The sequence below is a fragment of the Streptomyces pluripotens genome (assembly GCF_000802245.2).
GTDB classification, from domain to species: Bacteria; Actinomycetota; Actinomycetes; order Streptomycetales; family Streptomycetaceae; genus Streptomyces; species Streptomyces pluripotens.
The window spans coordinates 4,940,010-4,955,374 of the sequence record NZ_CP021080.1; the positions used below are offsets into that span (position 1 = coordinate 4,940,010).

A 15,365-nucleotide genomic window follows, 5' to 3' on the forward strand; every position below is an offset into this window, starting at 1 on the left:
GGTACGTCCCGTACTGTCTTGGCATGCCACGCCGCACCGCTACGATGCTCGCCTCAACCTTGATGCTGATCGCGCTCCTGTGCGCGGGAGTCCTCATCCCCGTGCCGTACGCGGAGATGTCCCCCGGCCCGACCGTGAACACCCTGGGGCAGCACGACGGCGAGCCGGTGCTGCAGATCTCCGATCACAAGACCTACGCTGCCGATGGCCACCTGAACATGACCACCGTCCGCGTGACCAGTGCAAACTTCCGGTTGAACCTCGTGCAGGCCGTGTACGGCTGGCTGGCCCACGACACCAAGATCGTCCCGCACGACACGCTCTACCCGAACGGCAAGACGGAGGAGCAGTCCAACCAGGAGAACGCCGAGGAGTTCACCCAGTCCCAGGAGAGCGCCAAGGTCGCCGCCCTGAAGGAACTGGGGATCCCGGTGAAGTCCTGGGTGATCGTCTCCACCGTGATCAAGGGTTCCCCGGCCGAGGGCCGGCTGCACGCCGGCGATGTGATCAAGGCCGTGGACGGCGGGGCCGTCAAGCAGCCCTCTGACGTGGCCCGGCTCGTCACCAAGCACAAGCCCGGTCAGGATGTCGTCTTCACCGTCATTCCGGCCAAGGAGCAGGCCGCCGCCGAGAAGGCGAAGCGGCCGGCCACCACGACGCAGGACATCACCATCACCACGACGACATCCGGCGACGGCGGGCCCAAGCGGGCCATCGTCGGGATCTCCGCCGGGACCGGCCACAGCTTCCCGTTCACCATCGACATCAAGCTCGCCGACGTCGGCGGGCCCAGTGCCGGACTGATGTTCGCTCTCGGGATCTACGACAAGCTCACCCCGGGCAACCTCACCGGCGGCAAGTTCGTCGCCGGCACCGGCACCATCGACGACAGCGGCACCGTCGGTCCGATCGGCGGCGTCGACATGAAGACCATCGGCGCGCGCCGAAAGGGCGCACAGTACTTCCTGACGCCGGCCGCCAACTGTGCCGCCGCCGCCAAGGACGCCCCGAGCGGGCTCACCCTGGTCAGGGTCAAGAAGATCGGGGACGCGCTCGACGCGCTCAAGGACATCCGCAGTGGGAACACCGCGGCGCTGCCCAAGTGCACCACCAAGGGCTGAGCGGGACGCCGCGCCGTACCAGCGGGCCACAGGACGTCCCGCCGCCGCAGCGGGACGTCAGTCCGCGAACGTCGCCGCCAGCGCCTCCGCAAGACCCGGCACCAGGTCCGGGCCGGTCAGGACCTCCGTCGGGGAGTCCTTCTCACGCAGCCGCAGCGCGGACTCGCGGTTGCCGTCGCGCAGCACCGCGACCGTCATGCGGACCTCCTGGCGCTCGGGGTGCTGAGCCACCCACTGGGTCAGCTCGCCCTTGCCCAGGTCCTTCGGGACCTGTGACTCGGCCGACGGCGGCAGCATCAGACGTTCCACCGTGAGTGCGCAGCCGACCACGGCGTCGGGCCAGGCGATGGTGCCGAGGAACTCGTCCAGCGGCTTGCCGGACGGGATCTCGTCCTGCTCGATCGGGGTCAGACCTGCGGTCGTGGATTCGTCCTCAAGGCCCAGCTGGACCGCGAGCGAGGGTTCCTGGGTCCGCAGCCGTGCGGTGTCTACGAGGGCGAAGAGGCGAGCGGGCTGGTCCCAGCCGAGGCCGGAGGCGTATGCGTCGATCTCGAGTACGGCCCTGGTGAGCGGGCTCGCCGCCATGGGTGTGTTGGACATGGTCACAATCCTGCCTCGTTCCCGGCCCGAATCGGGAACCGAGTAAACCGTGAGTAAGTTGCATAGATGTGGGCTCGCGATCACGGGGCCCACGGGGGGCCCGCGAACCCGAGGGCCTGACGGATCGACAGCGACTTCGAGGTGCGCACCTTGGCTTTCCAGATGCCGGACCGCGGCGGAGGCCCGACGGGGCCACGGATCAGAGCGGGCCGCCCGTCCCGGCGCGTCCGGACCCTGCTCATGACGCTGGGCGTGCTTGCTGTACTCGGCATGGCGTTCACGATGTTCGCGGGCTTCTGGACCGACTGGCTGTGGTACCGGTCGGTGCACTACTCGTCCGTGTTCACCACCACCTTGTGGACCAAGATCGGGTTGTTCCTCGTCTTCGGTCTGTTGATGGCGACCGCGGTCGCCATCAACGTCTGGCTCGCGCACCGGTTGCGACCGCCACTCAGCGCCATGTCCGTGGAGCAGCAGAGCCTCGACCGGTACCGGATGGGCATCGCCCCCTACAAGAAGTGGCTGCTGCTCGCCGTCACCGCGCTGGTCGGCCTCGTCGCCGGAGCCTCGGCGTCGAGCCAGTGGCGGACCTGGCTGATGTGGGTCAACGGCGTGCCCTTCCACCAGAAGGACCCGCAGTTCCACCTCGACATCGCCTTCTACGCCTTCGACCTGCCCTGGTACCGGTTCCTGCTGGGCTTCGGCTTCGCTGCCGCCATTCTGTCCCTGATCGCCGCCGCGCTCACCCACTACCTGTACGGCGGGCTGCGCGTCACCAGTCCGGGGGCGCGTGCCACCGCCGCGGCGACCGGGCACCTGTCCGTGCTGCTCGGCATCTTCGTCGCCCTCAAGGCGGTCGCCTACTGGCTCGACCGGTACGGCCTGGCCGTCAAGTCCAGCGACTTCAAAGCGACCGATGACTGGACCGGTCTGCGCTACGTCGACGCCAACGCCTATCTGCCGGCCAAGACGATCCTGTTCTGCATCGCCGTCATCTGTGCGCTGCTGTTCTTCGCCACGCTGTGGCGACGCACCTGGCAGCTTCCCGTCATCGGCTTCGGCCTGATGGTCCTCTCGGCCATCCTCATCGGCGGCCTGTACCCGGCGATCGTGCAGAAGTTCCAGGTCCAGCCCAACGAGCAGGCCAAGGAAGCCCCGTACGTCCAGAAGAACATCAAGGCGACGCGTGAGGCGTACGGCATCGACGACACCAAGGTCACCGAGTACGAGGGCAAGTCCACGACCTCGGACAAGACCAAGCTGCGCGATGACGTGGGGGACGCGGCCAGCATCCGCATCATGGACCCGAACATCGTCTCGCCGACGTTCCAACAGCTCCAGCAGATGAAGAACTACTACGGCTTCCCGACCAACCTGGACGTCGACCGGTACACCACCGAGGGCGGCAAGGACCAGGACACGGTCATCGGACTGCGGGAGCTGAACCTGGCCGGCATCCCGAAGAACAACTGGATCAACGACCACTTCCGCTACACGCACGGCTACGGGGTGGTCGCGGCCAAGGGCACCGCGGCCGACGCCCAGGGCCAGCCGGTCTTCACCGAGTACGACCTGCCGTCGAAGGGCGACCTCGGCACGTACCAGCAGCGCATCTACTACGGGGAGAAGACCACCACGTACTCGATCGTCGGTGGCCCCCAGAAGGAGATCGACTACTCCGACGACAGCGGCGAGAAGACCACCAGCTACCAGGGCAAGAGCGGCATCAACCTGGACAACCCGGTCAACCGGGCCGCGTACGCGGTGGCGTTCAACGAGCCGCAGATCCTCTACTCGGGTGCGATCGGCAAGGGTTCGCGGATCCTGTACAACCGCACGCCCAAGGAGCGCGTCGAGGCGATCGCCCCCTGGCTGACCATCGACGGCGACGCCTACCCGGCGATCGTGAATCACCACATTCAGTGGATCGTCGATGCGTACACGACCTCCAACGGCTATCCGTACTCGTCCCGCACGACCCTCGGTGACACCACGGCCGACTCGCTGACCGCCACCAACGACTCGCGCTCCGTGGTGGCCCAGCAGAACCAGGTCAACTACATCCGGAACTCGGTGAAGGCGACCGTCGACGCGTACACCGGCGAGGTCAGGCTGTACCAGTGGGACACCGAGGACCCGGTGCTCAAGACCTGGATGAAGGCGTTCCCCGGCACGGTGCAGCCGAAGAGCGCCATCAGCTCGTCTCTGATGGCGCATCTGCGGTACCCGCAGGACCTGTTCAAGGTCCAGCGCGAGCTGCTCACCCGCTACCACGTGACGGACGCGCAGACGTTCCTCACCGGTAGCGAGGTGTGGCAGGTGCCCGACGACCCGACCAACAAGTCGGGCAACGCAGTGCCGCCGTACTACCTGAGCATGAAGATGCCCGACCAGGCGAAGCAGGCCTTCTCCTTGTCGACGACGTTCACTCCCAACGGCCGTTACAACCTCAGTGCGCTCATGTCCGTCGACGCTGAGGCCGGCTCCGGTGACTACGGCAAGATCAGAATTCTGAAGCTGCCCACCAGTACGACGGTCGACGGCCCCAAACAGGTGCAGAGCCAATTCAACTCCGAGCAGAAGATCGCCGCCGCCATCAGACTGCTCAAGGGTGGCGATTCCGAGGTCGAGTACGGCAACCTGCTGACCGTGCCGCTGGACGGCGGGCTGCTCTACGTGGAGCCGGTCTACGTGCGCGGCGGTGGTCTCAAGTACCCGTTGCTGCGCAAGGTGTTGGTGACCTACGAGGGCAAGACCGCGTTCGAGGACACGCTCGGAGAGGCGCTCGACACGGTCTTCGGCACGAAGGCTTCCACCACCACACCACCGGACACGGGTACCACGAACCCGCCCACGTCCAACAACCCGACCGTCCAGCAGGCGCTGGACGATGCGCAGAAGGCGTTCACGGCCGGGCAGGAGGCCCTGAAACAGGCGGACGGGCCCGACTGGACGGCGTACGCCAAGGCGCAGAAGGACCTGCAGGACGCGCTCAAGCGGGCCCGTGACGCGGAGACCAAGGCCGCCAACTCGGCAAGCGGCAAGAACGCCGACAACGGCACGGAGAAGAGCGCGGCCAAGAGTGGCGACAAGAGCCCGGACGGCAACGCCGGCAACAACGCCGGACAGACCGGATAGGCCGGAGGGACTGGACAGGACGGGGCAAGAGCGGGAGTTGATCAAGCGACCCCCGCGCCGTGGTACGGTTATCTCGCAACGGCGCGGGGTGGAGCAGCTCGGTAGCTCGCTGGGCTCATAACCCAGAGGTCGCAGGTTCAAATCCTGTCCCCGCTACTGCAATCGAAGGCCCGGATCCTACAGGGATCCGGGCCTTCGTGGTGTGCGAACTCATGTCCGGAGGGGAGGCTGGCCGCGCCGCCGTGGGGAGTTGCTGGATTTGTGTTTGGCTTGTCTCTCTGTGGGCATGTCGACAAAACGCTCAAGTGACCTCACGGGCTGCGGTATACCGGGTATACCCAGGTTGCAGGTGGTGCGACGATGGACGTTATGGGGGACAAGGCGACTCTGTTCGAGACAGGGCGATTTGTGCAGCCTTCAGGCGAGGAGGCGTCCCGCGACGAACGGGACGACATGGGGGAGGCCGCCGAGGAACTGCGCCTGTGCCTTGCCGCGGAGACCGGCGATGCGGAGGCCATGAGCGTCCTCGGGGCCATGTTGCTGCGCCGCGGCGACCTGGACGGAGCCGAACCCCATCTGCGGGCCGCCACCACGGCCGGTGACCGGGCTGCCGCCAACAACCTGGGTGTTCTGCTCCACCAACGCGGCTACCCGGAGGAAGCCGCCGGCTGGTGGCGGATCGCCGCCGTCGCCGGTTCCGCCGCGGCTGCGCACGCGCTGGGTCGCTACCACCGTGAACGCGGGGACGAGCCGGCTGCCGAGTACTGGCTGCGCCAGTCCGCCGAGCAGGGTCACCTCCTGGGCGCCTACGCGCTGGCCGACCTGCTGGACCACCGCGGGGATGCCGGTGCTGAGCACTGGCTGCGGGCCGCCGCCGAGCGCGGGCACCGGGAGGCCGCCTACCGGCTGGCGCGTGCGCTCGACCGCCAGGCAGGAGGGCAAGAGGAGGTGGGTGGGCCTGACAACGCTGTCGCGGAGGCCGAGCAGTGGTACCGGCAGGCCGCCGCCCGCGGTCACCGGCAGGCCGCACTGCATCTCGGGGCGATCCTGGAGAAGCGCGGCGAACTCAAGGAGGCCGGGCGTTGGTATCTCACCTCCGCCAAGGATGGTGAGCCACGCGCCGCCTGCGCGCTCGGGTTCTTGCTGCGCGACGCGGGCGACACGGAAAGCGCGGCCGTGTGGTGGCTGCGTGCGGCCCAGGAGGGCGACGGCAACGCGGCCAACGCCCTCGGCGCCCTGCATGCCGAGCGGGGGGAGACGCAGACCGCCGAGCGGTGGTACCGGGCGGCGCTGGACGCCGGCGACGACAACGGTGCCTACAACCTCGGACTGCTCTGTGCCGAGCAGGGGCGGACCGCGCAGGCCGATCAGTGGTACCGCCGTGCTGCGTACGCCGGGCACCGGGAGGCGGCGAACGCCCTTGCCGTATTGCTGCTCCAGGTCGGCGACACGGCCGGGGCCGAACCGTGGTTCTCCAAGGCCGCGGAGGCCGGCAGCGTGGACGCCGCGTTCAACCTCGGCATTCTGTACGCCGGGCGCGGCGGGGAAGCGGCGGCGCTGCGCTGGTACGAGCGGGCGGCCTCCGCCGGGCATGCGGAGGCCGCGCTGCAGGTCGGGATCGCCAGGCTGCGCGAGGGCGAGGAGCAGGAGGCCGAGCGTCATCTGCGGTGCGCCGCCGGCGGCGGCAGCGCGGAGGGTGCCTACCGGCTGGCCACCGTGCTCGATGCCCGCCGGCCACCGGAGCCCGCGCACGAACTGGGGGAGGTCGTGCACGAGAAGACCGAGTGCGAGGAGTGGTACGAGCGGGCGGCCTCGCAGGGACACCGGCGGGCGCAGGTCCGGGTGGGCATGCTCGCGGCGGCTCGGGGCGATGTGGTGGAGGCGGCGCGGTGGTACCGGGCGGCTGCCGAGGCCGGGTCGCGCAACGGCGCCTTCAACCTTGGACTGCTGCTGGCCAGGGAAGGCAGCGAACCGGAAGCGGCCGTGTGGTGGACTCGGGCGGCCGATGCCGGTCACGGCCGGGCGGCACTTCGGCTGGCCCTCGTCTACGCGCGTCGCGGTGAGCTGGCGGAGGGGCAGAAGTGGGCCGACCGGGCGGTGGAGCTGGGGCCGGCGGAGGTGTCGGAGCGGGCGGGGCGGCTGCGGGACGCCCTGCGGGAGGAGCTGTCGGCGTGAGCCTGGCCACGTGGCCCACCCATCGATTTGCTTCCGCGGGCTTCCCTCGCGTAATGTCGTGTTCACCGACGCGGGGTGGAGCAGCTCGGTAGCTCGCTGGGCTCATAACCCAGAGGTCGCAGGTTCAAATCCTGTCCCCGCTACTGAAGGCCGAGGGCCGGAATCCAGAGATGGATTCCGGCCCTCGGTGTTTGCGGAGGGTGTGCCCGTACCTACCCGTTGCCCATGCGTCGCCGGCGGGTGCGGCCGGCCGGTGTGTGGAGGGCGGGCCGTGCAAGGGTGCCGCAGGGCCCCGGTGCCGACCGCCTTGAGTTCCGGGCTCTCCAGGGTCGGCCGCTACGCGCCCGCGCAGCTCGGGCACAGGCCGCGGTACGTCACCTCGACGTCGGACACCGTGAAGCCGAAGCGCTCGGTGTCGGGGAGGTCGGCGAGGGGATCGCCCGTCGGGTGGACGTCGCGGATCGCGCCGCACCGGGCGCAGACCAGGTGATGGTGCGGTCGGTGCGCGTTCGGGTCGTACCGCTTGGCGCGCTTGTCCGTCGCGACTTCCAGTACCTCGCCGAGGGAGACCAGTTCTCCCAGCGTGTTGTAGACGGTCGCGCGGGAGATCTCGGGCAGCTTCGCGACAGCGCGCGCGTGGACCTCGTCGGCCGTCAAGTGGACGTGCTCGCCGTCCAGGACCTCGGCCACCACGCGCCGCTGCGCGGTCATCCGCCATCCGCGTCCACGCAGCCGTTCCAGAAGGTCGCTCATGGCTACCACCCTAACAGGAAGGCGCACCAGGTTGGGAATAGGTGTGATTTTAGAGCAGAGTTTGATTTAGATGTAGTCCATCATGGGATCGATTCGACCCGAACCCGTGCGACCTGCGCGAGGCGATCGAGCGCGGTGTGTTCCCGAACTTCCGCAACGCCGGTGTCGATTTCGGAGAACGGCTGGAGGTCGCGGTGCAGGCGCTGCGCGGCCGAGCCGCCCGCGTCGCCCGTACCGCCGGGCGGGCCAAACCCCGTAGTGCTCGGGGGCGCCCCGCTTCTCACGGTCAGGGCACGGGCGCCGGCTCTGAGGCCGGGGCCCAGCAGCGGATGATGTCGCGGACCGAGACGATTCCGGTCACCTCGCCACGGTCCAGGACGACCAGGTGTCTGAAGCCGCCGTGGGCCATGGCGCGAGCCGCTTCTCGGAGCGTCCACGTCGGGCCGGCGAAGACGATGTCGGTGGTGGTGTGGGCGCGGGTGTGCTCGGAGTCCGGGTCCTGGCCGAGGCCGACGGAGTCGAGGATGTCGCGTTCGGTGAGGATGCCGATGCCGTCACCGTCCGGGTCGTGGACCACGGCGGCGCCGACGCGGCGGGCGGACATCAGGGCGGCCGCCTCGCGGAGGGTGTGCGCGGGGCCGACGGTGAGGATCACTGTGCTCATGGCGTCGCGGACGAGCATGGCGGGCATGGATGGGCCACCTCCTAGGAGTCCCCGGGGTCGTCCAGGCCCGGCGCCGGAGGCGCCTGTTCGGCACTGCACAAGTTCACAAGTGGGGGTGGACTCAGAGTGCCAGGTAAAGGGAGGGTCAACAAGGGGGCGCGCGAGGCCAGTTGAGGGCGTATGCAGGCTCCTCTTGCTGCTCAGTAGCGCTGGTTGAGATACCCCAGCAACGCGTCGTGCAACAGGCCGTTCGATGCGGCCGCGTTGCCGCCGTGCGGACCCGGGCGGCCGTCGAGGCCGGTGAAGGTGCCGCCCGCCTCGGTGACGACGATCGCGGTCGCCGCCATGTCCCACAGCGACAGCTCAGGCTCGGCGCAGATGTCGACCGAGCCCTCGGCGACCATCATGTACGGCCAGAAGTCGCCGTACGCGCGGGTGCGCCACACCTGACGGGTGAGGTCTAGGAAGCCGTCGAGGCGACCCTGCTCCTCCCAGCCGGAGAGGGAGGAGTACCCGAAGGAGGCGTCCGCGAGATCACCGACACGGGAGACGTGGATACGGGTCGCCGAGGACAGGCTGCGGCCGGTGAAGGAACCCTGGCCCTTCGCGGCCCACCAGCGGCGGCCGAGCGCGGGGGCGGAGACCACGCCGACGACGGGCCAGTAGCCGCCCTCTCCCGCCTCCGTCAGGGCGATCAGGGTCGCCCAGACGGGAACGCCGCGTACGTAGTTCTTGGTGCCGTCGATGGGGTCGATCACCCAGCGGCGCGGACCGGTGCCCGCGGTGCCGAACTCCTCGCCGAGGATCGCGTCCCGCGGGCGGGCACGCTGGAGCTGGCCGCGGATGAGCTCTTCGGCCGCCTTGTCCGCCTCGCTCACCGGGGTCATGTCCGGTTTGGTCTCCACCTGTAGATCGAGGGCCTTGAAGCGGTCCATGGTGGCGGCGTCGGCGGCGTCCGCGAGGACGTGGGCGAGGCGCAGGTCATCGAGGTAGTCCGGCATGGGACGAACGGTATCCGCCGGGCGGGTACGCGGGCCAGCGGGGGTGCGGGGAACCTCGCGAGCGACGATGAAGGACCGGTGGCCTCCGGATGGCCGAGGCCGGTACCACGATCGGTCGGAACCTCGCCCTGAACCCTTGACAGTGCATGCGAGCGCGTCAAATCTGGGCGCAGAGCCGCTCCACCCCCAGGGAGGCGAGGATGCCTGCTGCCCGGGAATCGCTACTGGACGCCGCTGACACCGCTCTTGCGCGCCGGCCGTGGTCCGCGGTGCGGATGGTCGACGTGGCCGCGGCGGCCGGGGTGTCCCGGCAGACCCTGTACAACGAGTTCGGTAGCAAGGACGGGCTGGCCCGGGCACTGGTGCAGCGGGCGGCCGACGGCTACCTCGCCGGAGTCGAACGGGCACTCTCCGCCCCTGCGGAGCCACGAGACCGGCTCACCGCCACCGTCGAGTGGACGGCTGCCGCTGCCCGGGAGAACGCACTGGTCCGGGCCATGCTCACCGGATGCTGGAGCGAGCGGCTGCCGACGCCTCCGTTCTCCTCCGCGCAGTCCACCTCCACGGTGCCCGCCCAGCGGCGGGCCGACGGGCCGCTGCCGACACCCCGCGACTTCCTGCGGATCGTGCGGGACCGCGCGGTGACGGCGCTGACCGGCCCCGGCGTCACCCCTGCCGAGAGCGCCGGCCTTGCCCGCTCCTGCGAGCTCGTGGTCCGTCTCGCCCTGTCCTGTGTGGCGGCGCCGCCGGGGGAGGGCGAGATGGCGGAGCTGGTGCGAGCGGTGGCTCCCTGGCAGACGACGTGAGTGATCCCACCGGTGGCCCGTGGTCGACTTCGCCCGGCCTGCTCAATGGGCCGAGCCCGACAACTGCAGGCCGATCACCCCGACGATGACCAGGCTGATCGAGACGATCTTCAGGGTGGAGACCAGGTCGCCGAGGAAGACCATGCCGTAGATGGCGGTGCCGGCAGCACCGATTCCGGTCCACACGGCGTAGGCCGGACCGACGTCGAGCTTCTTCAGCGAGAGCGTCAACAAGCCGAAGCTGCCGAGTGCGAACGAGGCGAACGCGATCGTCGGCCACAGCCGGGTGAACCCGTGTGAGAGCTTCAGACACACGGCGAAACCGGTCTCCAGAATCCCGGCCACTATGACCAGCAGCCACGCCATGTGGGGTCCTCCCGTTGGTCCGGATCTCCGGCTCGGTGCGTCTATGCACTTACCGGACTCGCCGCCCGGCAAACAACGCATGACACCGCTCCGGGACTCAGTCGCCCTCCCTGCGCTCCCGCGTCGCGAGCAGCCGGCGCAGGGAGAACAGCCGTGCGGGGTCCGCATGGCCCTCCTCGACCCAGGCGTCCAGCGCGCAGTCCGGTTCGTCGTGGCTGCACGCGCGTGGGCAGCCCTCGGTACCCGGTTCCAGATCGGGGAAGGCGTGGATCACACGGGAGGGGTCGATGTGCGCGAGACCGAAGGAGCGCACCCCCGGGGTGTCGACCACCCAGCCATCCCCACCGGTCAGCGGCAGCGCGAGCGCCGACGTCGTGGTGTGTCGACCGCGGCCCGTCACCGCGTTCACATGTCCCGTCGTACGCCGCCGCGCCTGCGGGACGAGCGCATTGACCAAGGTCGTCTTGCCGACACCCGAGTGCCCCACGAACGCGGTGACCTTGCCGTTCAGGTGCGCGCGCACCCGGTCCGCCGCGTCTTCGTTCTCCAGTTCCGCACGACTGGTGACGACGTACGGGATGTCAAGGGCGCCGTACAACTCCAGCAGCTTGTCCGGCGGGGCCAGGTCCGACTTGGTCATGACCAGCAGCGGTTCCAGGCCGCCGTCGTAGGCCGCGACCAGGCAGCGGTCGATCAGCCGGGGGCGGGGTTCCGGGTCGGCGAGGGCCGTGACGATCGCCAGCTGGTCGGCGTTGGCCACGACCACCCGCTCGTACGGATCGTCGTCGTCGGCCGTGCGGCGCAGGACCGAGGCGCGTTCCTCGATACGGACGATCCGCGCGAGAGTGTCCTTCTTGCCGGACAGGTCACCCACCAGGGCCACCCGGTCGCCCACCACGGCGGCTTTGCGGCCCAGCTCGCGGGCCTTCATCGCCAGCACCGTGCGGTCCTCGACCAGACAGGTCAACCGGCCCCGGTCGACGGTGAGGACCATGCCCTCCGCCGCGTCCTCGTGCTTGGGCCGGATGTTTGTACGCGGCCGGTTCCCCTTGCGGTGGGGACGGGTGCGGATGTCGTCCTCGTCGGTGTGCTTGCCGTAGCGGCGCATGACTGGGTTCCCGCGTCCTACTGCCCGAGCATCCCGGTCCACAGCTCGGGGAAGTCCGGCAGGGTCTTCGCCGTCGTGGCCACGTTCTCGATCTGGACGCTGTCGACCGCCAGGCCGATGATCGCGCCGGCGGTCGCCATGCGGTGGTCCTCGTAGGTGTGGAAGATCCCGCCGTGCAGCGGGCGCGGGCGGATGTGCAGGCCGTCGGCGGTCTCCGTGACGTCGCCGCCGAGTTCGTTGATCTCCTTGGTGAGCGCGGCCAGTCGGTCCGTCTCGTGCAGTCGCAGATGGGCCACGCCCCGCAGGGTGGAGGGGGAATCGGCGAGCGCGGCCACCGCCGCGATGCCCGGGGTCAGCTCACCGACGTCGGACAGGTCCACATCGATGCCGTGGACGGCACCCGAACCGGCGAACTCCAGTCCGTAGTCGGTGAGGGCGCACGATCCCCCCATCTCGGTGAAGATCTCCCGCAGCCGGTCACCCGGCTGGGTGGTGCGGGCCGGCCAGTCCGGGATCAGTACCTTGCCGCCGGTGACCAGGGCCGCCGCCAGGAACGGCTGCGCGTTGGACAGGTCCGGCTCGATCGTCAGGTCCCGGCCGAGCAGAGCGCCGGGCGTCACCCGCCACACGTTCGGCTCACCGCCCGACTCCGGCGTGTCCACCTGGGCGCCCACCGCGCGCAGCATGTCCACCGTCATCCGGATGTGGGGCATGGAGGGAAGGGCCGTGCCGGTGTGGCGGACCTCCACGCCCTGGTTGAAGCGCGGGCCGGACAACAGCAGCGCGGAGACGAACTGGGAGGACGAGGAGGCGTCGATCGACACCGGGCCGCCGTCCAGCGCGCCGCTGCCCTGCACGGTCATCGGCAGCGAGCCCCGGCCGTCGTCGTCGATCCGGGCGCCGAGCACCCGCAGCGCGTCGATCACACCGTGCAGGGGACGTTCGTAGGACCGCGGGTCGCCGTCGAAACGGATCGGGCCGTCGGCCAGCGTGGCCACCGGCGGCAGGAAGCGCATCACCGTGCCCGCGTTGCCGACGTCGACCGTGGCCGGGCCGTGCAGGCCCGTGGGCAGCACCCGCCAGGCCTCCCCGGTGCCGTCCGGGCCCACCCCTTCCTCGATCTCCACGCCCATCGCGCGCAGCGCGCCCGCCATCAGCAGGGTGTCGCGCGAACGCAGGGGACGGCGCAGCCAGCCGGGCTCGGAGGCCAGGGCAGCGAGGACGAGGGCGCGGTTGGTGACCGACTTGGACCCCGGCACGTGGACCGTCGCGTCGACGGCTCCGCTCGCGTGCGGGGCGGGCCAGAGGGCGGTGGAGGCGGTGTTCGGGGCCATGGAGCCCACCTTATAAGGAGGGCCCGGCATCAACCTTCCAGCAGCCAGCGGCCCCCGCCGATCAGGGAGCACAGTGACACCGCGTGGAACAGGAACAGCCAGAGGCCGGCCGGTACGTGCGTCAGGCGGGACAGCTGGTCCGCGTCCGAGTCTCCCGCCCCGCCGCGCGAGCGTTTGGCCTGCAGCTCGAACGGCGGCCGTACCCCGCCGAGCAGCAGGAACCACACCCCCGCGTACGCGAACGCGGCTTGCACCTGGGGGCCCGCCAGCCACGACACCAGCAGGAACGCACCGCCCGTGAGTACGACGGTCAATACCCCGTAAGCGTTACGGATCATCACCAGCATGGCCAGCAGCAGGGCCGTGGCCGCCCACAGCAGCAGCGTGATGCGCCCGGCGGCCAGCAGGGCGGCCCCGCCCAGCCCCAGCAGTGAGGGTGCCGTGTACCCCGCGGCGGCGGTGAGGATCATGCCCAGGCCGTACGGCTTGCCGCGGCTGACGGTGAGACCGCTGGTGTCGGAGTGCAGGCGGATGCCGGTGAGCTGCCGACCGGTGAACAGCGCGATCAGGCCGTGGCCTCCCTCATGCGCGATGGTGATCGCATTGCGGGATATCCGCCACAGGGGGTGCGGGACCACCATGGCGAGCGCCGCCACGAGTGTGGCCAGCACCACCCACAGGTCGGGAGCGGTCTGGGGGCCGGTGAGCCGGTCCCAGAGACCGGGGAGCGCAGTGGTGGCGAGGCTGTCCATGTGGGGTCGGTGGCTCCCTGTCCTGGTTCGGAATCTGGCACTGTGGCACGTATGTGCGGACGGTATGCATCGAGTCGTAGGCCCGAGGATCTCGCAGGAGTCTTTGAGATCGAGAAGTGGGAGCCCCAGGAGATTCTGGAGCCGGACTACAACGTGGCTCCGACCAAGGAGGTCTACGCCGTCCTCGACCGTCCCCTGAAAGACGCGGACTCCCCGCGTCCGGTTCGTCAGCTGCGGAAGCTGAGGTGGGGCCTGGTCCCGTCCTGGGCCAAGACACCCGAGGGCGGTGCCCGGATGATCAACGCCCGCGCGGAGACCGTCCACGAGAAGCCCGCTTTCCGCCGCGCCTTCGCCGCCCGCCGCTGCATCCTGCCGGCCGACGGCTACTACGAGTGGGTCACCGGCCGGCAGGAACGCGAGCTGGAGGTCGAGGGGAGGAAGAAACGGCCGCGCAAGCAGCCCTACTTCGTGCTGCCGGCCGACGGATCGGTGTTCGCGATGGCAGGACTGTACGAATTCTGGCGTGACCGGACGCTGCCCGACGACCACCCGCAGGCCTGGTGGGTGACCTGCTCGGTGATCACCACGGAGGCGGAACGGACCCCGCTGGCCGTGGCTCCGGCCGAGGGCCCGCACTCGCTCGCCGAGATCCACCCCCGGATGCCGCTGATGCTCACCCCGGACCGCTGGGACGCCTGGCTCGACCCCTCCCGCACCGACCCCGACCGCTTGCGTGACCTGCTGGCCCCGCCTCCGCCCGGCCTGATGCGTGCCTACCCGGTCCCCACCGCCGTCAGCAACGTCCGCAACAACGGTCCGGAGCTGCTGAAGGAACTGCCGGCACCGGAAGAGGGCACACTCTTCTGACGTGAGTGAGACAGCCGTGTCGAAAGTGACCGAGACCGTCGGGACCGAATCCGGGGACGCCCACATCACCTGGCACGAGGCGAAGAGGCCGAGACTGGTCCTCGCCCTGGGTCACGGGGCCGGCGGGGGCGTCGAAGCGCGGGACCTGCAGGCGCTCGCCCGTGTCCTACCCGCGCACGGTGTGACCGTCGCCCTGGTGGAGCAGCCCTGGCGGGTGGCGGGCAGGAAGGTCGCGCCCGCGCCGAAGACCCTGGACACCGGGTGGCGCGGGGTGTGGCCGGCGCTCGCCGGGACCGGCCTGCCGGTGATCTCCGGCGGCCGTAGCGCCGGTGCCCGCGTCGCCTGCCGTACGGCCGCCGGGCTGGGTGCGTGTGCTGTCCTGGCGCTCAGCTTCCCGTTGCATCCGCCTGGCAGACCAGAGAGGTCCCGTGCGGCGGAACTGCTCGGCGCCGGGGTTCCCACGCTGGTCGTGCAGGGCGGGAACGACCCCTTCGGTAAGCCGGGGGAGTTCCCCGAGGGCGAATTCGAGCTGGTCGAGGTCGACCGCGGCGATCACGGCTTCGCCGTGCCCAAGCGCGCGGAGATCACCCAGGAAGGGGCTCTGGAGGTCATCACCGCGGGTGTCGTGACGTGGGTCGCGTCACTCGCCTAGCGGCCGGGAATGACGCACGGCGGACCAC

Annotated in this window: 14 protein-coding genes and 2 tRNA genes; 8 read left to right on the forward strand and 8 right to left on the reverse strand. The window is 69.9% G+C overall.

Annotated features, from left to right (window positions below; genetic code table 11):
* Nucleotides 1-23 precede the first annotated feature (23 nt).
* Complete coding sequence (locus LK06_RS22300; protein WP_039651350.1) at nt 24-1,121, forward strand: YlbL family protein; 1,098 nt, start codon at nt 24-26, stop codon at nt 1,119-1,121.
* Between the two features lie 57 nt (nt 1,122-1,178).
* Here the strand turns inward: LK06_RS22300 and LK06_RS22305 are convergent, their stop codons facing one another.
* On the reverse strand, nt 1,179-1,721 hold the full coding sequence (locus LK06_RS22305; protein WP_039651352.1) for a PPA1309 family protein: 543 nt from the start codon (nt 1,719-1,721) through the stop codon (nt 1,179-1,181).
* 162 nt (nt 1,722-1,883) lie between these two features.
* On the opposite strand from LK06_RS22305, the gene LK06_RS22310 reads away from it, so the two are divergent.
* From LK06_RS22310 to LK06_RS22325, 4 genes are all read left to right on the forward strand, one after another.
* Nucleotides 1,884-4,859, forward strand: coding sequence for a UPF0182 family membrane protein (locus LK06_RS22310; protein ID WP_078858855.1), 2,976 nt, complete (start codon nt 1,884-1,886; stop codon nt 4,857-4,859).
* 82 nt (nt 4,860-4,941) lie between these two features.
* A tRNA-Met gene (locus LK06_RS22315) sits at nt 4,942-5,015 on the forward strand.
* Nucleotides 5,016-5,219: 204 nt separating this feature from the next.
* Complete coding sequence (locus LK06_RS22320) at nt 5,220-7,034, forward strand: tetratricopeptide repeat protein (RefSeq protein WP_174673916.1); 1,815 nt, start codon at nt 5,220-5,222, stop codon at nt 7,032-7,034.
* 69 nt (nt 7,035-7,103) lie between these two features.
* A tRNA-Met gene (locus LK06_RS22325) sits at nt 7,104-7,177 on the forward strand.
* A 193-nt stretch (nt 7,178-7,370) separates the two neighbouring features.
* On the opposite strand, the gene LK06_RS22330 is transcribed toward LK06_RS22325, so the two are convergent.
* From LK06_RS22330 to hisN, 3 genes are all read right to left on the reverse strand, one after another.
* The gene (locus LK06_RS22330; protein ID WP_043433563.1) at nt 7,371-7,787 is read right to left on the reverse strand and encodes a Fur family transcriptional regulator; all 417 of its coding nucleotides are present in this window, start codon (nt 7,785-7,787) and stop codon (nt 7,371-7,373) included.
* A 286-nt stretch (nt 7,788-8,073) separates the two neighbouring features.
* Nucleotides 8,074-8,469 carry a CBS domain-containing protein gene (locus tag LK06_RS22335; protein ID WP_039651580.1) on the reverse strand — a complete coding sequence of 132 codons (396 nt, stop codon included), beginning with the start codon at nt 8,467-8,469 and terminating at the stop codon, nt 8,074-8,076.
* Nucleotides 8,470-8,651: 182 nt separating this feature from the next.
* Nucleotides 8,652-9,452 carry a histidinol-phosphatase gene (hisN, locus tag LK06_RS22340; RefSeq protein ID WP_039651358.1) on the reverse strand — a complete coding sequence of 267 codons (801 nt, stop codon included), beginning with the start codon at nt 9,450-9,452 and terminating at the stop codon, nt 8,652-8,654.
* A gap of 200 nt (nt 9,453-9,652) precedes the next feature.
* Here hisN and LK06_RS22345 point away from each other — a divergent pair, with 200 nt between their 5' ends.
* Nucleotides 9,653-10,258 carry a TetR/AcrR family transcriptional regulator gene (locus LK06_RS22345; RefSeq protein WP_039651359.1) on the forward strand — a complete coding sequence of 202 codons (606 nt, stop codon included), beginning with the start codon at nt 9,653-9,655 and terminating at the stop codon, nt 10,256-10,258.
* Nucleotides 10,259-10,300: 42 nt separating this feature from the next.
* Here the strand turns inward: LK06_RS22345 and LK06_RS22350 are convergent, their stop codons facing one another.
* From LK06_RS22350 to LK06_RS22365, 4 genes are all read right to left on the reverse strand, one after another.
* Nucleotides 10,301-10,624: a DMT family transporter gene (locus LK06_RS22350; protein WP_030787784.1), complete on the reverse strand. Its 324-nt coding sequence runs from the start codon at nt 10,622-10,624 to the stop codon at nt 10,301-10,303.
* 97 nt (nt 10,625-10,721) lie between these two features.
* On the reverse strand, nt 10,722-11,732 hold the full coding sequence (rsgA, locus tag LK06_RS22355) for a ribosome small subunit-dependent GTPase A (RefSeq protein WP_039651363.1): 1,011 nt from the start codon (nt 11,730-11,732) through the stop codon (nt 10,722-10,724).
* A gap of 17 nt (nt 11,733-11,749) precedes the next feature.
* The gene (gene aroA / locus LK06_RS22360; RefSeq protein WP_039651365.1) at nt 11,750-13,066 is read right to left on the reverse strand and encodes a 3-phosphoshikimate 1-carboxyvinyltransferase; all 1,317 of its coding nucleotides are present in this window, start codon (nt 13,064-13,066) and stop codon (nt 11,750-11,752) included.
* Nucleotides 13,067-13,095: 29 nt separating this feature from the next.
* Nucleotides 13,096-13,818 (reverse strand): M50 family metallopeptidase, encoded by a 723-nt coding sequence (locus LK06_RS22365; RefSeq protein ID WP_039651367.1) that lies wholly within the window; start codon nt 13,816-13,818, stop codon nt 13,096-13,098.
* Between the two features lie 51 nt (nt 13,819-13,869).
* Here LK06_RS22365 and LK06_RS22370 point away from each other — a divergent pair, with 51 nt between their 5' ends.
* Together LK06_RS22370 and LK06_RS22375 are read left to right on the forward strand one after the other, a co-directional pair.
* Entirely contained in the window at nt 13,870-14,685 is an 816-nt protein-coding gene (locus tag LK06_RS22370) for an SOS response-associated peptidase (RefSeq protein ID WP_039651368.1), read from the forward strand.
* Between the two features lies 1 nt (nt 14,686).
* Nucleotides 14,687-15,337: an alpha/beta hydrolase family protein gene (locus tag LK06_RS22375; protein WP_052318920.1), complete on the forward strand. Its 651-nt coding sequence runs from the start codon at nt 14,687-14,689 to the stop codon at nt 15,335-15,337.
* Nucleotides 15,338-15,365 lie beyond the last annotated feature (28 nt).